Below are 18,241 nucleotides of genomic sequence, written 5' to 3'. Positions count from 1 at the left end.
GGCTCATATCCCATGGCTGACAAGAAACCCGGTATCGATCAGGCGCTGATCCGCGATCTCGCCAATATCCTCAAGGATACCGACCTGACCGAGATCGAAGTGGAACAGGACGATCTGCGCATCCGCGTCTCGCGAAACGGCACGCCTGTCGCCATGCCCATGGCGGCAATGCCCAGCTATCAGCTCCCGGCGGCCGTTGCCGCTGCACCCGCGTCGATGGCTGCGCCCGTCGCAGCAGAAGGCGGCCACAATGCCAAGAATGCGGTAACCGCGCCAATGGTCGGCACGGCCTATCTCGCTCCCGCTCCCGGCGCCCGCCCGTTCATCGAAGTCGGCGCGACCGTCAAGGAAGGCCAGACGATCCTGATCATCGAGGCGATGAAGACGATGAACCAGATTCCGGCGCCGCGCTCGGGCAAGGTGACGGAAATTCTCGTGCAGGATGCCGCCCCCGTCGAATTTGGCGAACCCCTGATCGTGATCGAATAAGGCGCGTTGGCGATGATCTCGAAAATCCTCATTGCCAATCGCGGCGAAATCGCGCTCCGCGTGCTGCGCGCCTGCAAGGAGCTCGGCATCGCGACCGTCGCCGTGCATTCGACTGCAGACAGCGACGCCATGCACGTGCGGCTCGCAGACGAGAGCGTCTGCATCGGGCCGCCGCCGTCGCGCGAGAGCTATCTGAACATCCATCAGATCGTCGCCGCCTGCGAGATCACCGGCGCGGATGCGGTGCATCCCGGTTACGGCTTTCTTTCTGAGAATGCCAAGTTCGCGGATATCCTCGAAGCGCACGGCATCACCTTCATCGGCCCGACGGCGGAGCACATCCGGCTGATGGGCGACAAGATCACCGCCAAGAAGACGGCGGAAGAGCTCGGAATCCCGGTCGTTCCCGGCTCCGACGGCGAGGTGAAGCCGGAGAACGCGCTGAAAGTCGCCCGCGAGATCGGCTTTCCGGTCCTGATCAAGGCGACCGCCGGCGGCGGCGGGCGCGGCATGAAGGTCGCCAGAACCGAGGAAGACCTCGAGCACGCCGTCGCAACGGCACGTTCCGAGGCCGCAGCCGCCTTCGGCAATGACGCGGTCTATATGGAGAAGTTTCTCGGAAAGCCGCGCCATATCGAGATCCAGATCGTCGGCGACGGCGAAGGCAATGCGATCCATCTCGGCGAACGCGACTGCTCGCTGCAGCGCCGCCACCAGAAGGTCTGGGAAGAAGCCAACTCCCCGGCGCTCAACGTCGAGCAGCGCATGAAGATCGGCCAGGTCTGCGCCGACGCAATGAAGAAGATGAAGTATCGCGGCGCCGGCACGATCGAGTTTCTCTACGAGGACGGCGAGTTCTATTTCATCGAAATGAACACGCGCTTGCAGGTCGAGCATCCGATCACCGAAGCGATCACCGGCATCGACCTGGTGCATGAGCAGATCCGCGTGGCATCGGGCGCCGGCCTTTCGGTCAAGCAGGAAGACGTCGTCTTCTCCGGCCACGCCATCGAATGCCGCATCAATGCCGAGGATCCGCGCACCTTCGTTCCCTCCCCGGGTACGATCACGCATTTCCACGCGCCCGGCGGTCTCGGGGTGCGGGTCGACAGCGGCGCCTACCAGGGCTACCGCATCCCACCCTATTATGACAGCCTGATCGGCAAGCTGATCGTCCACGGCCGGACCCGCGTCGAATGCATGATGCGTCTGCGCCGCGTGCTCGACGAGTTTGTCATCGACGGAATAAAGACGACGTTGCCGCTTTTCCAAGACCTGATAAACAATCAGGATATCGCCAACGGTGATTACGATATTCACTGGCTGGAGCATCATCTGGCCGCAACGTCCGCATAGGGTACGAGATTGAAAGGACCGCGCAGCAAACAACCGGAAATCACCCCGGACATGTTGTTGCGCGCCTATTCCATCGGCCTGTTTCCAATGGCCGATTCGGCAGACGATCCGGAGCTCTTCTGGGTCGAGCCGGAGATTCGCGGCGTCATCCCGCTGGATCGGTTTCACATCTCTCACAGTCTCGCCAAGCGAATCCGCAAGCGGCCCTTCGATATCCGCTTCGATACGGCTTTCGAATCGGTCGTCGAGGGATGCGCGCAGCCCGCGCCGGGTCGGCCGACCACGTGGATCAACGACAAGATCCGTTCCCTCTACGCGGCATTGCACCGCATGGGCTACGCCCATAGCGTCGAAGCCTGGGAGGGCGACAGGCTCGTTGGCGGCCTCTACGGTGTCTCGCTCGGGGCGGCCTTCTTCGGCGAGAGCATGTTCTCGCTACGCACCGACGCTTCGAAAATCTGCCTTGTCCATCTTGTCGAGAGGCTTCGCGCAAAGCACTTCCAGCTGCTCGACACCCAGTTTACCACCGACCATTTGAAATCCTTCGGCGCTGTGGACGTGCCGAAGGCCGAATATGACCTGCTGCTCGCCCGGGCTATCGCCTCGCCGAATCTCGAATTTTAGTCAACACGGCGGAGCAGGCGTCTTTCAGGCAAACCGACGCCCTCAGCATGCATTTGGGTAGAAGGGCGCCCTACTGCTTCGCCGCTGTATCCGGCGGAGGAACGTCGGAGTTTGGCTTGCAGGACTGGAGCCACACGTCATAGACGGGGTGCTCGACGGCGTTGAGGCCCGGGCTGTCGGCAAACATCCAGCCGGTGAAGATGCGGCGGATCTTTCGGTCGAGCGTGATCTCGTCGACATCTACGAAAGTGGTGGTCTTCGGTGCCTCCGTCTCGTCGCGGCTGTAGCAGACATGCGGGGTCACCTGCAGAGCGCCAAACTGCACCGTCTCGCCGATATAGACGTCGAAGGTGGTGATGCGGCCGGTGATCTTGTCGATGCCGGAAAAGACCGCGACGGCGTTCGAGAGGCGCGCGGCGCGCGCCGGCTCGACGGCGGAAATCAACGGCAGGGCCAGAAGAAATGCAAGGCCGATGCTTCGGGCCGTCCGGCCGATCAAATTCCGCAGACAGAAACCTGCCATTCCCGCCAATCCCCTGCGATACTGTTTTTCCTGGATAGCCCTCAGGCGCTAAACCGAAAATGTGGCTGCGCCGTGATCAATGCTCGAGAGTCGAGATCGGGGCGGCGGCCCGATTGCGACTAGGAGCGCGGTGTCCAGGCGTCGTAGTCGCCGGTCACGCGCGGGCGCAGGCCTGCATTGGCGAGCGAACCCTTCGGCCGATAGGCGTTGGGCGTGCCGGTCGGGTTCGGGCGGTGCGGCTGCTGCCATTCGCGTGCGGCGTATTTTTCGTCGGCGGGCGAAATGTCGGTGCGATGATGCATCCAGCCGTGCCAGCCTGGAGGAATGGCAGAGGCCTCGGCCGGGCCGTTATAGATCACCCAGCGCCGCGTGCGGCCCTCGGAATCCGTGCCGCCCTGATAGTAGACATTGCCGAACTCGTCTTCACCGACACGCTGGCCATGCCGCCAGGTATGGAAGCGCGTACCGATCGTCTGTCCGTTCCACCAGGTGAAAATCTGCAGCAGGAGCTTCATAGGCATTCGTCCCTTGCCGGCCGATCGAAGGGGCGGCCGGATATCCAAATCGCGTCCCCGCTTATGCCGTGCCACTCATGCCTTGTCCAGTGGCCTTGTCCAGTGATTCCACCGGCCCGGCGGTCATTTCACCGGCATATTGAAGCCGAAATGGCTGCGCTCGAAACCAAGGCGTTCATAGAAGCGATGGGCGTCGACTCGCGACGCGTTGGACGTCAGCCGCACTTTCGCGGCACCCTTTTCCCGCGCCTCGGCAATGGCGTGGCGGACCATCCGTTCACCGATACCACGGCCGCGCATATCTTCCCTGGTCTGCACGGCCTCGATCACCAGGCTGGAACTGCCGCGCCCGGGAAGCGATATCGAGAGTGCCGTCTGGAAAGTCCCGACGACCTCGCCACCGACGCAGGCGACGTAGAGCGCCTGGTGCGTCGAGGCCTTGATCCGCTCGAAAGCGGCCAGATAATCGGCAAAGGCTTCGGCGTCGATCGTGTCGCCGTGACCGCCAAGGGTGTCATTTGCAAACAGGGCAATGATCGCCGGCAGGTCTTCGCGTTCAGCTTTGCGAATCTCTGATTCCATGACCGTGCTACCCCGACATGCAGATGTTCAGATGGCGCATCAAACATGGTGAGGCGACAGCGTTGTGACAGCGCATGTGGAGCGCCGGGCACCCGGCAGATCAGGAAAGGCGCTTCTCAAGAACCAGCGCTGGCACACCGGAGTCGTCCTCTCCGCAGTTGGCCGTCTTTCCGACGTCCGAGAAGCCATGCGCCCGATAAAAGGCGAGCGCCTTCAGGTTCTCCGGCTCGACCTCCAGCCGCATGCGCTCGGCATCCGGAAAACAGGTTTCGAGTTCGGCGAACATGTCGCCGCCGATGCCCTGCCGCTGGTATTTCGGCAGGACGTAGAGCTGATGAAGAATGGCGGTCTTTGCAAGCGTCTCCGACATCGCCGCGAAGCCCATGCCGGCGATCTCCTTGCCATTGTCCGCAACGACGAATTCCCCATTCTTGTGTCGCAGCCGAGCCCTCAGGGCATCAAGCGAGTGCCACTTGGCCGTCAGTTCGTTAACCTTGTCGACGCCATAGAGGCTGTCATAGGTCGCATGCCAAGTCTCGACAAGCAGAGCGCGCACCTTCTCGAGGTCGCGCTCGCTCGCCGTGCGGACGAAGAACATCGTCACTCTTCGATGCCGAGCTTGGACTTGACGAGAGCCTGCACGGCCTGCGGGTTGGCCTTGCCGCCGGTCGCCTTCATCACCTGGCCGACGAACCAGCCGGCCAGCGACGGCTTCGCCTTGGCCTTCTCCACCTGGTCCGGGTTGGCGGCGATGATTTCATCAACCGCCTTCTCGATGGCGCCGGTGTCGGTAACCTGCTTCATGCCGCGGCTCTCGACGATTTCGGCCGGGTCGCCACCCTCGTTCCAGAGAATCTCGAAGAGATCCTTGGCGAGCTTGCCGGAGATCGTCCGCGCCTTGATGAGATCGATGATGCCGCCGAGCTGGGCCGGCGAAACCGGAGTCTCTTCAATGGCTTTGCCGGCTTTGTTCAAGGCGCCCAACAGGTCGTTGATCACCCAGTTGGCGGCAATCTTGCCGTCGCGCCCTTCGGCCACTGCCTCGAAGTAGTCGGCGATCGCCTTTTCCGAGACGAGAACCGAGGCATCATAGACCGACAGCCCGAGGTCGCGTACGAAACGTTCCTTCTTGTCGTCCGGCAGCTCCGGCAGATCGGCCTCGAGCGCCTCCACAAAGGCATCGTCGAACTCGAGCGGCAACAGATCCGGATCGGGGAAATAGCGGTAATCGTGCGCATCCTCCTTGGAGCGCATTGAGCGGGTCTCGCCCTTGTTCGGGTCGAAGAGCCGCGTCTCCTGGTCGATCGTGCCGCCATCCTCGAGAATCGCGATCTGGCGACGGGCCTCGTACTCGATCGCCTGGCCGACGAAGCGGATGGAGTTGACGTTCTTGATCTCGCAGCGCGTGCCGAACGCCTCGCCCGGGCGGCGCACCGAGACGTTGACATCGGCGCGCATGGAGCCCTCGTCCATGTTGCCGTCACAGGTGCCGAGATAGCGCACGATCGAGCGCAGCTTGGTGAGATAGGCCTTGGCCTCGTCCGACGAGCGCAGGTCCGGCTTCGAGACGATCTCCATCAGCGCCACGCCGGAGCGGTTGAGATCGACATAGGACATGGAGGGATGCTGGTCGTGCATCGACTTTCCGGCATCCTGTTCCAGGTGCAAGCGCTCGATGCCGATCTCGACATCCTCGAACTGGCCTTGGCGGTCCGGACCGATCGAAATCGTGATCTTGCCTTCGCCGACGATCGGATCCTTGTACTGCGAGATCTGGTAGCCCTGCGGCAGGTCCGGATAGAAATAGTTCTTCCGGTCGAAGATCGAGCGGTGGTTGATCTTGGCTTTCAGCCCAAGTCCGGTGCGTACGGCCTGCTTGACGCATTCCTCGTTGATCACCGGCAGCATGCCGGGCATGGCCGCATCGACGAGCGAGACATTGGCATTGGGCGCGCTTCCGAACTCGGTCGACGCTCCGGAGAACAGCTTCGAATTGCTCAGCACCTGAGCATGAACCTCCATGCCGATGATGACCTCCCAGTCGCCGGTGGCGCCGGGGATGAAGCGTTTCGGATCGGGAGTGCGGACGTCGACGATGCTCATCTCATGCTCTTCTTTGAAGCCTGAATTTTGACGTTTCTCGGTAGAGCAATTGGTTCAGCGGTGCAAGGCTTGTGAGGCGCGCTACGGCCAAGCGCACCCGCCCGCACTGATCTCAACGCCGCCGGTCCTTGCAACCTTGACGTTATTGCGGTCGTCTTTTAGAAGATACCTGTCCGAACGGAGTCTTTATGTTCCTTCAGTCTGAGTCCCGGTAAGGGCCCTGCCCGCATTCATCACGAACTGCGCGCACGGGCCGGAAACGCGAACCCCACCCATCTCACGATCGGCGGACCGTTTTCCTGCGTTCTGAAGAACGCCATTCCGGAACACTCAAGACATGGACATTTCGCGCGCCGAACAGCGCATTCTTCACCATTTGGCCCAGGGCGGCCGCATTGAAATCAGGCGGGAAGGCAAGACGATCGCCGAGATCCGCTGCTTCACACGCGACGGCTGGGTCTATCCCGGCGTCAGCCTCGAGCTCTTTCGCAAGCTGAAACGCAAGAGGGCGATCAAGTCGTCGTGCGGAAGGCCCTATCGCATTACCGAACGCGGGCTCTATTTGGTCCGCTCCGAACTCGACAACCGGTGACCCCTACTGCTGTGTCCTCAAAATCGACCTCGGTTTAAGGACAAAGACGTGCAGCAATCCAAAGTGCTACAGCGCCTTTGCGCGTCTGATAAGACGCGAGGCGCTGTAGGCATGTAACCATCCGGTTGCAAACCGGAGATGACAGTCATGTCCGGTTTGGCTCCTGCCGTCGCCTATAATTGCTTGGAGAGACCGATGAATTCCATGTCGCGGTCGAGCTTCTGCGAATAGGCGGTCGACAGCCACTTTACCCGGTAGCCAGCGCTTTGGAAGAAGGCGACCGCGGACGCGTTCTGCGCATGCGTCCTGGCGTTTGCGACATCAAATCCTTCAGCCACCATGCGCTGCTCCATGTCGGCCAGCAGCGCTTTGCCGAGACTCCTTCCCTGCGCGCCGGGGTCGATCCAGAGATCGGAGATCGTGCTGTCGAGATCCTCGCGGGCGGCCCAGCCGCAGATACGGTTCTCTTCCTCGATCAGGAGAACGGAAAGCCAGTGCTTCGCGAGGAAATCGACAAAGGCGCGCTCAGCTGCCACGCGCATTGCTGCGGCATCGGCCAGTCCCGCAATCGCCTTTGCCCAAGCCCTGATCCCGATCGCCGCAAGGAGACCGGTCTCGTTCTGGCGAGCGTGACGGATGACGATCATGCGGCAGAGCCCCTTCCCGCCTGCATTACATCATTTCCGGCGCCGCTTGACTATTGCCGGCGGAAGCTGGCGCCAGTTACCACCACTTTGCCGGCGTGAAGCGGCCGGCGGCCTGTTCGATGACATGGGCCGTCTTGAACAGCGTTTCTTCGTCGAAAGGCTTGCCGATCAATTGCAGGCCGAGCGGCAGTCCCTTGTGATCGAGCCCGCCGGGGACGGCAATGCCCGGCAATCCGGCCATGTTGACCGTTACCGTGAAGATGTCGTTCAGGTACATCTTGACCGGATCGGACGCGAGATCCTCATCGGCGATGCCGAAGGCTGAAGACGGCGTGGCCGGGGTGAGGATCGCATCGACGCCTGCCTGGAAAGCAAGCTCGAAGTCGCGCTTAATCAGGGTGCGGACCTTCTGAGCGCGCAGATAATAGGCGTCGTAGTAGCCCGCCGACAGCACATAGGTGCCGATCATGATGCGGCGTTTGACCTCGCGACCGAAGCCGGCGGCGCGCGTCTTCTCATACATGTCGACGATGTCCTTGCCGTCGACACGCAAGCCATAGCGCACACCGTCGTAGCGCGCCAAGTTGGACGACGCTTCGGCCGGTGCAACGATGTAATAGGCGGGCAGCGCGTATTTCGTATGCGGCAGCGTGATATCGACGATCTCGGCACCGGCTTCCTTCAGCCAGGCGATGCCCTGCTGCCAGAGCGACTCGATGTCCTCGGGCATACCGTCGACGCGGTATTCCTTCGGAATGCCGATCTTCATGCCCTTAATCGACTGGCCGATCGACGCCTCGTAGTCCGGAACCGGAAGGTCGACGGAGGTCGTGTCCTTGGGATCGACGCTCGCCATCGACTTCAGAAGGATCGCCGCATCGCGCACGTCGCGGGCGATCGGACCGGCCTGGTCGAGCGAGGAGGCGAAGGCGACGATGCCCCAGCGCGAGCAGCGGCCATAGGTCGGCTTGATGCCGACGGTGCCGGTGAAGGCCGCCGGCTGGCGAATGGAACCGCCGGTGTCGGTTGCCGTCGCGCCTGCGCAGAGTTGGGCCGCAACTGCAGCCGCGGAACCGCCGGAGGAGCCGCCAGGCACGAGATCCATGTTCGATCCCTTGGCGCGCCACGGGTTCTTGACCGCACCGTAATAGGAGGTCTCGTTGGACGAGCCCATGGCGAACTCGTCCATGTTCAGCTTGCCGAGCATGACTGCGCCATCGTTCCAGAGATTCTGGGTAACGGTCGACTCATAGCGCGGCTTGAAGCCGTCGAGGATGTGGCTGCTGGCCTGGGTGTGCACGCCTTCGGTACCGAAGAGGTCCTTGATGCCGAGCGGGATGCCTTCGAGAGCACCGGCATTGCCGGCGGCGATACGGGCATCGGAAGCCTTGGCCATCTCGCGCGCCTTTTCCGGCGTCACGGTGACATAGGCGTTGATCGTCTCATTGGCTGCCTCGATCGCTGCGATATAGGCATCGGTCAATTCGACCGCGGTGATTTCCTTTGCGGAAAGCTTGGTGCGGGCTTCGGCGATCGTGAGGCGGGTCAGGTCGGTCATGGTGCAATCGAACTTTCGAATCTGGACGCGGGCGGCGGGAAGCGGCTCTTACTCGACCACTTTGGGAACGAGGAAGAAGTTGCGATCCGAATTCGGCGCATTGGCCACGATGTCGGCGGCCTTGCCGCCGTCGGCGACAATGTCGTCCCGCTTCTTCATCTCCATAGGCGTCACCGATGTCATCGGCTCGACGCCATCGACGTCCACTTCGGAAAGCTGCTCGACGAAGCCGAGGATGCCGTTGAGCTCGCCGGTCATCCGTTCGGCTTCCTCGTCACTGACGGCGATGCGGGCGAGGCGCGCGACACGCTTCACGGTGGCAAGGTCAACGGACATGGTCGTCTCCGGTATCTCAAAGTTTCCCCCGCTATAAAGGCGAGTTGCACAACGTGCAACTGCGGCAAACGTCGGCGAGCCGGCCCCTGCGCTTCGCGCTCTCCTTCGTCAGGCGGTGACCACGCCTCCGACCTCGGGCGTCGCGACCAGGGTCGAGGTGCCGTCCATGCCGGTGACGAAGGTCTCCGGCGTCTGATCGATGATCGGAAACGAGCCATAGTGGCAGGGAATGGCGGTGTTGAATTCGAAATAGCGTTGGCAGGCGAGCGCCGCCACCGCACCGCCCATGGTGAAGCGGTCGCCGATCGGCACGATGCCGATATCCGGCTCGTGCAACTCTTGGATCAGAGCCATGTCGGAGAAAATGTCCGTGTCTCCCATGTGATAGAGCGTCGGCTCGTCATCAAAATGGAGGACAAGGCCATTCGCATTGCCGAGGCAATGCGAAACGCCATCCTCGGTAATCTGCGCCGAGGAATGCAAGGCATTGACAAAGGTGGCCGAGAAGGCGCCGAGCCGGATCGTGCCGCCAGTATTGCCGGGCTCCATCTTCGAAATGCCATGCCGTCCGAGCCACATGCACAGGTCGAAGTTGGCGACGACGGTGGCGCCGGTCTCCTTGGCGATCGCCACCGTGTCGCCGACGTGGTCGCCATGCCCGTGCGTCAGCAGGATATGGGTCAGCCCGGCGGTCGCCGTCCGGCGTTCGCTGTCGCGGAACGCCGGATTGCCGGTGAAGAACGGATCGATCAGGATCTTCGCCCTCGCGGTTTCGATGTGAAAGGCGGAATGGCCCAGCCATTTGATCTTCATGACGTTCTCCCTGAAATCATGGCGGCTTCGAAGCAAGCCATAAAGGTCATCGATTTATCTGCCGGACAAGCATATGGATCAGACCAGCGAAGCGAAAAGATCGAATCGGCCAAACCCATGACAATTCTCACCATCGAAGAACTCGCCGGCCGGCTGCCGCCACATCAGGCGATCGCCGGTCTCGATCTCGGCACCAAGACGATCGGCCTCTCCGTATCCGATCTCGGACGGCGCTTTGCAACGCCGCGCGAGGTGATTCGGCGCATCAAGTTCGGCGTCGATGCGCAAGCGCTGCTGGCGATCGCGGAAAAAGAAAAGGTCGGCGCCTTTGTCATCGGCCTGCCGGTTAACATGGACGGAACGGAAGGGCCGCGCTGCCAGGCGACGCGCGCCTTCGTGCGCAATATGGGCGAGAAGACCGATATTCCCTTCGTGCTCTGGGACGAACGGCTTTCGACGGTCGCGGCCGAGCGGGTGCTGATCGAAATGGACGTGTCGCGCAGGAAACGCGCCGAGCGCATCGACTCGGCCGCCGCCTCCTTCATCCTTCAGGGGGCGCTCGACAGATTGGCATCCCTCGGCAGGGCGGATAGCTCGGCCGGCTGAGATGTCGCGCCGCCGAAGCGGGCGCGTAGCCAGGTTGCAATTTGCCGGTGCTTGCGCAGCGCGACGAGGCCGAAAAGGACGATTGTATCGACAACCATTGCCCGCGCAACGAGCGGCGGAATGCTCTCCGGCGGGATACCTAGGATGTGGCCGTAGATGCGGAAGACGAGGTCATGCGCCTCGCGCGTCAGCATGAAGATGCCGAAGCTCATGTCGTAATAGGAGAGCGAGTACCAGCCGGTCAGCAGGATCACCGGGCCGCCCCAGAAGACCATGAGCCACTTCATGCGTCGCCCCTCCCCTCGGCCCAGCCGCTGAGCACCGGGTAGATGGCGCGGTCGGCAAGGACAAAGGCGACCAGCCCGGCGGCGAGCGTCGCTATGTCGAGCGCCAGCGCAGCGAAAAACATCATCATGATGATCATCAAGCCAGTTCTCACCGAACCGCTCCATTCCGAACGTCATTGAACTGACGCCAGTATCTCCGCCATCGCCGGTTCTCTGCAACGTAAACCATCTGTTAAGGTTAATATTCACAAGCCGAGCCGGCTTGCGGCACTCACCCGGCCGGCTTTAATAGATAGAGAGAAGGCGCGCCAATTTCCTTGCCCCGCCCACCTGACCCCTCCACCTGCATGAGCCGCGATGACCGCCATTTTCGAAAGCATCCTGCCCGTCTTTCTGCTCGTATTGCTGGGCGTCTGGCTCCGCCGTTCGCGGCTCATCGATCAGGGGCTCTGGGTGGGGCTCGAGCAGTTCGGCTACTACTTTCTCTTTCCCGCGCTGCTCTTTTCGACCCTGGCGAAGGCGGATTTCACGGGAATGAGGGCCGACGCGACGGCCGTCGCGGCAATTGGCAGCGTCACGCTGATGTCGATCGCTGTCCTGCTTGCCTGGCCCCTCCTGCGCAATAACGGCATTTCCGGCGCTACCTTCACCTCGATCTTCCAGACTGCGACGCGTTGGAATGCCTTCATAGCGCTCGCCATCGCTGAAAAGCTCTATGGCGCACTTGGACTGAGTCTGACCGCTCTGGTGATGGCGCTGATCATCATCCCGATCAACTTCTACAATGTCGCCGTGCTCGTCTGGTTCGGCGGCGGCAGCCGCGGTATCGGCCTGTTTTTCCTGCGGATCGTCACCAACCCACTCATCATCGCATCGGCACTCGGCATCCTATGCAATCTTGCGGGGATCGAGGTCTATTCGCCGGCCATGCGGACGATCGACATGCTGGCGAGCGCCTCGCTCAGCCTGGGCCTGATTCTGGTGGGCGCCGGATTGAAGATCGCCGACGCCCTGAAGCCAAGCGCACCCGCCGTCCTGGCGGTCGCACTGAAACTGATCGTCATGCCGATCTTCATGGTTGCCGGAAGCGCACTCCTCGGCATCGACGGCGATGCCCTGGTGATCATCGGCCTCGGCGCTGCCGTACCGACGGCCATGAACGGCTATATTCTCGCCAAACAGATGGGGGGAGACGCGGAGCTCTACGCCGCCGTCGCCACGATACAGACGGCCCTGTCGTTCTTCACGATACCGCTTGTCCTTTTCGTCACCGGCTACGCCGCGGCGGGATAGAGAAGATCGAGCACATAGGCGGAGTCGAAGCGGGAATCGAGCATGCCGTAGGTCGCGCGCCAACCGGCGGCCAATCGCGACTCCAGGAAGGCATCGGCGATGCGGCCGGCACCCAACCGATAGAGCTCGGCGGCGGCGGCCGCCAGCGCCAGCTGTTCGACCAGCATGCGCGCCGCGCCTTCGTCGCGCTCGCAAAGCGACATGGCGGCGCGCAGCACGTCGATCGTCTTGGGGCCGGAGGGTCCGAGATCGCGGCTGAAGACGGCGAACAACTGCTCGAAGAGCTCCTTGCGGCGACCGAGCACGCGCAAAACGTCGAGCGCCATGACGTTTCCGGAACCCTCCCAGATCGCATTGACCGGCGCTTCGCGATAGTGCCGGGCAAGCGCCCGCTCTTCCACGTAGCCATTGCCGCCGAGGCACTCCATCGCCTCGTAGATCAAGGCGGGGGCGATCTTGCAGCACCAGTATTTCGCGACGGGCGTCATGATCCGGGCGTAGGCCGCGTCCTCGGCGCTGCTGTGCGCATTGTCGAAGGCTTCGGCGAGGCGGAACGACAGCGCGCTTGCGGCGGCGACGTCGAGCGCCATGTCGGCGAGAACCCGCGTCATCATCGGCTGGCTGACGAGCGTCTTGCCGAAGACCTTGCGGCCGCGGGTATGGTGCACGGCCTCGGCGAGCGAGGCTCGCATCATCCCGGCCGAAGCGAGCGCGCAATCGAGCCTGGTCAGCGTCACCATGTCGAGGATCGTGCGAATGCCGGCATCCGGCGTGCCGAGCAGGAAGCCGAAAGTGTCCGAGAATTCGACCTCCGACGAGGCATTGGAACGGTTGCCGAGCTTGTCCTTGAGGCGCTGGAAGCGCAACCCGTTGGCGGCGCCGTCCTCGAGCAGCCGCGGCACCAGGAAACAGCCGAGCCCCTCGCGGGTCTGCGCCAGCATGACGAAGGCGTCGCTCATCGGCGCCGACATAAACCATTTGTGGCCGTTCAGACGGTAGATCCCCTCGCCGACCCGTTCGGCGGTCGAGGTATTGGCGCGCACATCCGTGCCGCCCTGCTTCTCTGTCATGCCCATGCCGATCGTCACCGCGGACTTCTGCATCCAGGGCCGGTTGGTCGAGTCGTATTTGCGCGACAGGATCTTCGGCGCCCACTCCTTCTGGACAGCCGGCGAGGCGGTGATCGCGGCGACGGAAGCGCTGGTCATCGTCAGCGGGCAGAGATGGCCGCATTCGAGCTGCGCCGTCAAATAGAAGCGCAGCGCCCTCACCTTGTGCGACCGACCGCGCTCGTCCGGCAGATTCTCCCAGGCGGAAGAGTGCAATCCGGTTGTCATCGACCGGCGCATCAGCGCATGCCAGGCCGGGTGGAACTCGACGACATCGAGACGTTCGCCGCGCGGCCCGTGGGTCTTGAGCTTCGGCACGCCGTCATTCGCCATGCGCGCCAGTTCCTGCGCCTCGGGCGTGGTCACATAGCGGCCGAGCGCGTCGAACTCGTCACGAAGCGTCTTCGACATGCTTGACGTGATGTCGACCACTAGGGGGTCGGAACGGTAGGCATTGATACCGGACCAGGGCTTCGGCTGGTTCAGTTCGGCGAGTTTCTGTTCGGTCCGGTTCATCTGATTCATGAGGCCGGTTCTAGCGCAAGTTTCGCGGGTACGAAACAGGCCCGCGGACAAGAACCATGGCCGCCGCTCGTTTTCTTCGGAAGCCCCTGTGCGTCGCTTGCCGCGCCACTTGCCGTGCCAAGGGCCACGTTCTATAGAGCGAGCCAAATTCCAGCATGCAAGGGCGGCTCATGATCACTTTCCCGCATCGCCACCTGCTTGGCATCAAGGGGCTGACGGAACAGGACATCACGCTCCTCCTCGATCGCGCCGACGAAGCCGTGAAGATCTCCCGGCAGCGGGAGAAGAAAACGTCTTCGCTCCGCGGGCTGACGCAGATCAATCTCTTCTTCGAAGCATCGACCCGCACGCAATCGTCCTTCGAACTGGCCGGCAAGCGGCTTGGCGCAGACGTCATGAACATGTCGGTCGGCAACTCCTCGGTGAAGAAGGGCGAGACGCTGATCGACACGGCGATGACGCTGAACGCGATGCATCCGGACGTGCTGGTCGTTCGCCACTCGTCGGCCGGCGCCGCGGCACTGCTTGCGCAGAAGGTCTCCTGCTCGGTCGTCAACGCCGGCGACGGCCAGCACGAGCATCCGACCCAGGCGCTGCTCGACGCGCTGACGATCCGCCGCGCCAAGGGGAAGCTGTCGCGGATCATCGTGGCGATCTGCGGCGACGTCCTGCATTCGCGCGTCGCCCGCTCGAACATCCTGCTGCTCAATCAGATGGGGGCGCGCGTTCGCGTCGTCGCCCCGGCGACTCTGCTCCCCGCCGGCATCGAGCAGATGGGTGTCGAGGTCTATCGATCCATGGCGGAAGGCCTCAAGGATGCGGACGTCGTCATGATGCTGCGGCTCCAGCGCGAGCGCATGGCCGGTTCCTTCGTGCCGTCGGTGCGGGAGTATTTCCACTATTACGGGCTGGACGCGGAAAAGCTGAAGGCGGCGAAGGACGATGCGCTCGTCATGCACCCTGGCCCGATGAACCGGGGCGTCGAGATTGCGTCGGAGATCGCCGACGGACCGCAAAGCGTCATCGAACAGCAGGTCGAGATGGGCGTTGCCGTGCGCATGGCCGTCATGGAAACGCTTCTTCTCTCTCAGAACCAGGGCCCTCGCCTATGACCAGACCGCTTGTTCTCGAGAACCTGCGCATCATCGATCCCTCGCGAAACCTCGACGAGGTCGGCACGATCGTCGTCGGCAACGACGGACGGATCCTTGCGGCCGGCAAGGACGCCCTGAACCAGGGCGTCCCGGCGGGCGCCTTCGTCAAGGATTGTGCCGGCCTCGTCGCCGTGCCCGGCCTCGTCGATGCCCGCGTCTTCGTCGGAGAACCGGGCAGCGAATATCGCGAAACGATCGAGTCGGCCGCGCGTGCGGCAGCGACCGGCGGCGTCACGTCCTTTATCTCCATGCCCGACACCAATCCGGTGATCGACGAGATCGCCCTCGTCGAGTTCGTGCAGAAGACCGCCCGCGACAAGGCGCTCGTCAACGTCTATCCGGCCGCCGCCCTGACGAAGGAGCTGCTCGGCGTGGAAATGAGCGAGCTCGGGCTGCTCCGCGATGCGGGTGCGGTCTGCTTCACCAACGGCCGGCAGCCTGTCCACGACACGCTCGTGCTTCGCCGCGCCATGACCTATGCGCGTGAATTCGGCGCCGTCGTCGCGCTCGAGACCCGCGACAAATACCTCGGCGCCAACGGCGTGATGAACGAAGGCCTGCTCGCGAGCTGGCTCGGGCTGCCGGGCATTCCGCGCGAGGCCGAGATCATCCCGCTCGAGCGCGATTTGCGCGTCGCGGCACTGACGAAGGCCGCCTATCACGCCGCCGAGATCTCCGTCCCCGAATCGACGGATGCCGTGCATGCGGCACGAGAACGCGGGGCGAATGTCACCTGCGGCATCTCGATCAATCACCTGACGCTGAACGAGAATGATATCGGCGAATACCGGACCTTCTTCAAGCTGACCCCGCCACTGCGCGGCGAAGACGACAGGGTTGCCATGGTCGAGGCGCTTGCCGCCGGCAAGATCGACATCATCGTGTCGTCGCACGACCCGCAGGGCGCCGATACCAAGCGGCTGCCCTTCGCGGATGCGGCCGACGGCGCGATCGGATTGGAAACCCTGGCGGCGGCCGCACTTCGGCTCCACCACAGCGGCCAGGTTCCGCTGATACGGCTTATCGATGCGCTCTCGACGCGTCCTGCCGCGATCTTCGGCCTGGACGCCGGCACGCTGAAACCCGGCGCGAAGGCGGATATAGCCATCCTCGATCTCGACGAACCCTGGATCCTCTACGAAAAGGAGCTGGTTTCCCGCTCCAAGAACACGCCATTCGAAAATGCACGCTTTACCGGCCGGGTCGTGCAGACCTATGTTGCCGGCAAGCTCGTCCATTCATTGTGAGCCGAAGCATTTAGGGGGGAGGAACCGGTGGATCTGTTTTCCTGGCAGCTGGGGCTGCCCGCAACACTTCTCTGCCTCGCCTTCGGATATCTGCTCGGCTCCATCCCCTTCGGCCTGATCCTCACCCGCATGGCGGGGCTCGGCGACGTGCGCAAGATCGGCTCCGGCAATATCGGCGCGACGAATGTCCTGAGAACCGGCAACAAGAAACTGGCCGGGGCCACGCTCTTGCTCGATGCGCTGAAGGGAACGGCAGCGGCCGCGGTCGCGTCTCTGTGGGGTGTCGAAGCCGGCATCGCCGCTGGCCTCGCCGCCTTTCTCGGCCATCTCTTTCCGGTCTGGCTCTCCTTCAAGGGCGGCAAGGGCGTCGCCACCTATATCGGGATCCTGCTCGGCCTTGCGCCTCTGATGGTTCCCGCGTTTGCCGCGATCTGGCTCGTCTCGGCCAAGATCACCCGATACTCCTCACTGTCGGCTCTGGTTGCCACCGCGATCATGCCGATTGCACTCTACGCCACCGGATACGGGAAGATCGCCCTGCTCTTCGCCTTGATGACGGTCATCACCTGGATCAAGCACCGCGCCAACATACAGCGGCTCTTGAGCGGTACGGAAAGCCGGATCGGAGAAAAGGGATAATGCCGGCCGGCATCGCTCGACGTAACGGAACCGCGCTGACGGAGCGGCAGAGAATCGCATGGCTGCGGCTGATCCGCAGCGATAATGTCGGTCCGGCGACCTTTCGGGACCTCGTCAACCACTTCGGCTCCGCGGAGGCGGCGCTCGAGGCGCTGCCGGAACTGTCGCGGCGCGGCGGCTCGGATCGACAGTTCCGCATCGCCTCGGTGGCAGACGCGGAGCGCGAGCTCGAGGCGGCGCATCGGTTCGGCGCGGTATTTGTCGGTATCGGCGAGCCGGACTATCCGCCGGCGCTCAAGGAAATCGACGCCGCTCCGCCGCTTCTTGCGATGAAGGGCAACCTCCAGGCGGCAAGCCGCCCCTCGCTCGGCATCGTCGGCTCGCGCAATGCCTCGGTCAGCGGCGCGAAATTCGCAGCGATGATCGCGCGCGACGCCGGTGCCGCGGGCTATGTCATTACTTCCGGCCTCGCCCGCGGCATCGACCAACCCTATCCGCCCGAAAATGTCGGCCTCCTGCAGCAGATCACCGCGGAAGCGGGCTTGGCGATCAGCGAAATGCCCTTCGGCTGGGAGCCGCGCGCCCGCGATTTTCCAAGACGAAATCGCCTGGTGGCCGGCATCAGCCTCGGCGTCGCAATTGTTGAAGCCGCCAGCCGTTCGGGCTCGCTCATCACCGCCCGCTATGCGGCCGATTTCGGCCGGCTCGTCTTTGCCGTACCGGGCTCACCGCTCGATCCGCGTTGTCACGGCACGAACGATCTCCTGAAACAGGGCGCGATCGTCACCACCTCCGCCGCCGACGTTCTGGAGGGATTGGCGCCGCTCAGCCGCGACGATCTATTCTCGCGGCTGAGCGCCCGGGAGCCGGTGCCTGAACATGCGCCCGCCGTGCCGCCCACGATGCCTTCGCCCGGAGGAGGCGGCCGCGCCCTTGTCGTCGAAGCGCTCGGTCCGACGCCGGTCGAGATCGACGACATCATCCGCCACACCGGCCTTTCCGCCTCCGAGGTGCACCTCGTGCTTCTCGAGCTCGATCTTGCCGGCCAGCTCAGCCGCCACGGCGGCAATCTCGTATCCCTCGCGCCACCGCAATAGGCGGCAAACGCAGCTCTACACGCGGAAGTCGCAAAACGAACCACCGGAAGTTGCGGAAAATCGAATGTTGCGGTTTGGTTGCGGTTCGCTATTTTCGATAAACCCCTTGACCGCGCCCGAATCCCTGTCCATTTCGTGGCCACCAT

Annotated in this window: 22 protein-coding genes; 10 read left to right on the top strand and 12 right to left on the bottom strand. The window is 63.0% G+C overall.

Annotated features, from left to right (window positions below; genetic code table 11):
- The first annotated feature begins 12 nt into the window (after positions 1-12).
- From accB to aat, 3 genes are read left to right on the top strand one after another with little or no spacing between them, the layout of a single operon-like run.
- Positions 13-489, top strand: a complete 477-nt coding sequence (gene accB / locus NXT3_RS07000) for an acetyl-CoA carboxylase biotin carboxyl carrier protein (RefSeq protein WP_104839018.1) — start codon at positions 13-15, stop codon at positions 487-489.
- Positions 490-501: 12 nt separating this feature from the next.
- Positions 502-1,845: an acetyl-CoA carboxylase biotin carboxylase subunit gene (gene accC, locus NXT3_RS06995; RefSeq protein ID WP_037383004.1), complete on the top strand. Its 1,344-nt coding sequence runs from the start codon at positions 502-504 to the stop codon at positions 1,843-1,845.
- A gap of 9 nt (positions 1,846-1,854) precedes the next feature.
- Positions 1,855-2,469, top strand: a complete 615-nt coding sequence (gene aat, locus NXT3_RS06990) for a leucyl/phenylalanyl-tRNA--protein transferase (RefSeq protein ID WP_037414207.1) — start codon at positions 1,855-1,857, stop codon at positions 2,467-2,469.
- Positions 2,470-2,539: 70 nt separating this feature from the next.
- On the opposite strand, the gene NXT3_RS06985 is transcribed toward aat, so the two are convergent.
- The 5 genes from NXT3_RS06985 to gatB all read right to left on the bottom strand — a co-directional run bounded on the left by NXT3_RS06985 (position 2,540) and on the right by gatB (position 6,192).
- On the bottom strand, positions 2,540-2,992 hold the full coding sequence (locus NXT3_RS06985) for a DUF2155 domain-containing protein (RefSeq protein ID WP_104839017.1): 453 nt from the start codon (positions 2,990-2,992) through the stop codon (positions 2,540-2,542).
- Between the two features lie 119 nt (positions 2,993-3,111).
- Complete coding sequence (locus NXT3_RS06980) at positions 3,112-3,507, bottom strand: NADH:ubiquinone oxidoreductase subunit NDUFA12 (protein WP_037414202.1); 396 nt, start codon at positions 3,505-3,507, stop codon at positions 3,112-3,114.
- Positions 3,508-3,630: 123 nt separating this feature from the next.
- On the bottom strand, positions 3,631-4,089 hold the full coding sequence (locus NXT3_RS06975; protein WP_104839016.1) for a GNAT family N-acetyltransferase: 459 nt from the start codon (positions 4,087-4,089) through the stop codon (positions 3,631-3,633).
- Positions 4,090-4,189: 100 nt separating this feature from the next.
- Positions 4,190-4,687 (bottom strand): GNAT family N-acetyltransferase, encoded by a 498-nt coding sequence (locus NXT3_RS06970; protein WP_104839015.1) that lies wholly within the window; start codon positions 4,685-4,687, stop codon positions 4,190-4,192.
- 2 nt (positions 4,688-4,689) lie between these two features.
- Complete coding sequence (gatB, locus tag NXT3_RS06965; RefSeq protein WP_104839014.1) at positions 4,690-6,192, bottom strand: Asp-tRNA(Asn)/Glu-tRNA(Gln) amidotransferase subunit GatB; 1,503 nt, start codon at positions 6,190-6,192, stop codon at positions 4,690-4,692.
- Positions 6,193-6,529: 337 nt separating this feature from the next.
- Here gatB and NXT3_RS06960 point away from each other — a divergent pair, with 337 nt between their 5' ends.
- A complete protein-coding gene (locus NXT3_RS06960) occupies positions 6,530-6,784 on the top strand; it encodes a YjhX family toxin (protein ID WP_037414193.1) in 255 nt (84 codons plus the stop codon).
- Between the two features lie 173 nt (positions 6,785-6,957).
- Here NXT3_RS06960 and NXT3_RS06955 read toward each other — a convergent pair whose 3' ends face one another.
- The 4 genes from NXT3_RS06955 to NXT3_RS06940 form a co-directional block, all read right to left on the bottom strand.
- The gene (locus tag NXT3_RS06955) at positions 6,958-7,431 is read right to left on the bottom strand and encodes a GNAT family N-acetyltransferase (RefSeq protein WP_097526406.1); all 474 of its coding nucleotides are present in this window, start codon (positions 7,429-7,431) and stop codon (positions 6,958-6,960) included.
- A gap of 76 nt (positions 7,432-7,507) precedes the next feature.
- A complete protein-coding gene (gene gatA, locus NXT3_RS06950; protein WP_104839013.1) occupies positions 7,508-8,989 on the bottom strand; it encodes an Asp-tRNA(Asn)/Glu-tRNA(Gln) amidotransferase subunit GatA in 1,482 nt (493 codons plus the stop codon).
- A 48-nt stretch (positions 8,990-9,037) separates the two neighbouring features.
- Positions 9,038-9,325 carry an Asp-tRNA(Asn)/Glu-tRNA(Gln) amidotransferase subunit GatC gene (gene gatC / locus NXT3_RS06945; RefSeq protein ID WP_037414187.1) on the bottom strand — a complete coding sequence of 96 codons (288 nt, stop codon included), beginning with the start codon at positions 9,323-9,325 and terminating at the stop codon, positions 9,038-9,040.
- 108 nt (positions 9,326-9,433) lie between these two features.
- Positions 9,434-10,138 (bottom strand): metal-dependent hydrolase, encoded by a 705-nt coding sequence (locus tag NXT3_RS06940; protein WP_037414185.1) that lies wholly within the window; start codon positions 10,136-10,138, stop codon positions 9,434-9,436.
- Positions 10,139-10,255: 117 nt separating this feature from the next.
- Between NXT3_RS06940 and ruvX the strand changes: the two genes are divergently transcribed.
- Positions 10,256-10,744, top strand: coding sequence for a Holliday junction resolvase RuvX (gene ruvX / locus NXT3_RS06935; RefSeq protein ID WP_037414255.1), 489 nt, complete (start codon positions 10,256-10,258; stop codon positions 10,742-10,744).
- Here ruvX and NXT3_RS31915 read toward each other — a convergent pair.
- Positions 10,687-11,031, bottom strand: coding sequence for a DUF6105 family protein (locus NXT3_RS31915; RefSeq protein WP_199773331.1), 345 nt, complete (start codon positions 11,029-11,031; stop codon positions 10,687-10,689). The two genes, ruvX and NXT3_RS31915, sit on opposite strands and share 58 nt — an antisense overlap.
- Positions 11,028-11,183 carry a hypothetical protein gene (locus tag NXT3_RS31910; protein WP_176536593.1) on the bottom strand — a complete coding sequence of 52 codons (156 nt, stop codon included), beginning with the start codon at positions 11,181-11,183 and terminating at the stop codon, positions 11,028-11,030. The genes NXT3_RS31915 and NXT3_RS31910 overlap by 4 nt, the downstream gene beginning before the upstream one ends.
- 205 nt (positions 11,184-11,388) lie before the next feature.
- Here NXT3_RS31910 and NXT3_RS06925 point away from each other — a divergent pair, with 205 nt between their 5' ends.
- On the top strand, positions 11,389-12,324 hold the full coding sequence (locus NXT3_RS06925; protein WP_104839011.1) for an AEC family transporter: 936 nt from the start codon (positions 11,389-11,391) through the stop codon (positions 12,322-12,324).
- Here the strand turns inward: NXT3_RS06925 and NXT3_RS06920 are convergent.
- On the bottom strand, positions 12,306-13,958 hold the full coding sequence (locus tag NXT3_RS06920; protein WP_037414179.1) for an acyl-CoA dehydrogenase family protein: 1,653 nt from the start codon (positions 13,956-13,958) through the stop codon (positions 12,306-12,308). The two genes, NXT3_RS06925 and NXT3_RS06920, sit on opposite strands and share 19 nt — an antisense overlap.
- Before the next feature lie 170 nt (positions 13,959-14,128).
- Between NXT3_RS06920 and NXT3_RS06915 the strand changes: the two genes are divergently transcribed.
- The 4 genes from NXT3_RS06915 to NXT3_RS06900 are packed head-to-tail and all read left to right on the top strand — an operon-like array spanning position 14,129 to position 18,095.
- Complete coding sequence (locus NXT3_RS06915) at positions 14,129-15,070, top strand: aspartate carbamoyltransferase catalytic subunit (protein WP_037414178.1); 942 nt, start codon at positions 14,129-14,131, stop codon at positions 15,068-15,070.
- Positions 15,067-16,359 carry a dihydroorotase gene (locus NXT3_RS06910; RefSeq protein ID WP_104839010.1) on the top strand — a complete coding sequence of 431 codons (1,293 nt, stop codon included), beginning with the start codon at positions 15,067-15,069 and terminating at the stop codon, positions 16,357-16,359. The genes NXT3_RS06915 and NXT3_RS06910 overlap by 4 nt, the downstream gene beginning before the upstream one ends.
- Before the next feature lie 27 nt (positions 16,360-16,386).
- Complete coding sequence (gene plsY, locus NXT3_RS06905; protein ID WP_097539457.1) at positions 16,387-16,998, top strand: glycerol-3-phosphate 1-O-acyltransferase PlsY; 612 nt, start codon at positions 16,387-16,389, stop codon at positions 16,996-16,998.
- A complete protein-coding gene (locus NXT3_RS06900; protein ID WP_104839009.1) occupies positions 16,998-18,095 on the top strand; it encodes a DNA-processing protein DprA in 1,098 nt (365 codons plus the stop codon). Before plsY ends, NXT3_RS06900 begins: the two co-directional genes overlap by 1 nt.
- Positions 18,096-18,241 lie beyond the last annotated feature (146 nt).

This window comes from Sinorhizobium fredii, assembly GCF_002944405.1.
GTDB classification, from domain to species: domain Bacteria; phylum Pseudomonadota; class Alphaproteobacteria; order Rhizobiales; family Rhizobiaceae; genus Sinorhizobium; species Sinorhizobium fredii_C.
Note: the sequence above shows the minus strand (reverse complement) of the source record. Positions and strands in the feature narration are given on the sequence as shown.

Coding starts and splice junctions, on each gene's coding strand:
- accB (WP_104839018.1), top strand. CDS start 13: ATGGCTGACAAGAAACCCGGTATCGATCAGGCGCTGATCCGCGATCTC.
- accC (WP_037383004.1), top strand. CDS start 502: ATGATCTCGAAAATCCTCATTGCCAATCGCGGCGAAATCGCGCTCCGC.
- NXT3_RS06985 (WP_104839017.1), bottom strand. CDS start 2,992: ATGGCAGGTTTCTGTCTGCGGAATTTGATCGGCCGGACGGCCCGAAGC.
- NXT3_RS06980 (WP_037414202.1), bottom strand. CDS start 3,507: ATGAAGCTCCTGCTGCAGATTTTCACCTGGTGGAACGGACAGACGATC.
- NXT3_RS06975 (WP_104839016.1), bottom strand. CDS start 4,089: ATGGAATCAGAGATTCGCAAAGCTGAACGCGAAGACCTGCCGGCGATC.
- NXT3_RS06970 (WP_104839015.1), bottom strand. CDS start 4,687: ATGTTCTTCGTCCGCACGGCGAGCGAGCGCGACCTCGAGAAGGTGCGC.
- gatB (WP_104839014.1), bottom strand. CDS start 6,192: ATGAGCATCGTCGACGTCCGCACTCCCGATCCGAAACGCTTCATCCCC.
- NXT3_RS06960 (WP_037414193.1), top strand. CDS start 6,530: ATGGACATTTCGCGCGCCGAACAGCGCATTCTTCACCATTTGGCCCAG.
- NXT3_RS06955 (WP_097526406.1), bottom strand. CDS start 7,431: ATGATCGTCATCCGTCACGCTCGCCAGAACGAGACCGGTCTCCTTGCG.
- gatA (WP_104839013.1), bottom strand. CDS start 8,989: ATGACCGACCTGACCCGCCTCACGATCGCCGAAGCCCGCACCAAGCTT.
- gatC (WP_037414187.1), bottom strand. CDS start 9,325: ATGTCCGTTGACCTTGCCACCGTGAAGCGTGTCGCGCGCCTCGCCCGC.
- NXT3_RS06940 (WP_037414185.1), bottom strand. CDS start 10,138: ATGAAGATCAAATGGCTGGGCCATTCCGCCTTTCACATCGAAACCGCG.
- ruvX (WP_037414255.1), top strand. CDS start 10,256: ATGACAATTCTCACCATCGAAGAACTCGCCGGCCGGCTGCCGCCACAT.
- NXT3_RS31915 (WP_199773331.1), bottom strand. CDS start 11,031: ATGAAGTGGCTCATGGTCTTCTGGGGCGGCCCGGTGATCCTGCTGACC.
- NXT3_RS06925 (WP_104839011.1), top strand. CDS start 11,389: ATGACCGCCATTTTCGAAAGCATCCTGCCCGTCTTTCTGCTCGTATTG.
- NXT3_RS06920 (WP_037414179.1), bottom strand. CDS start 13,958: ATGAATCAGATGAACCGGACCGAACAGAAACTCGCCGAACTGAACCAG.
- NXT3_RS06915 (WP_037414178.1), top strand. CDS start 14,129: ATGATCACTTTCCCGCATCGCCACCTGCTTGGCATCAAGGGGCTGACG.
- NXT3_RS06910 (WP_104839010.1), top strand. CDS start 15,067: ATGACCAGACCGCTTGTTCTCGAGAACCTGCGCATCATCGATCCCTCG.
- NXT3_RS06900 (WP_104839009.1), top strand. CDS start 16,998: ATGCCGGCCGGCATCGCTCGACGTAACGGAACCGCGCTGACGGAGCGG.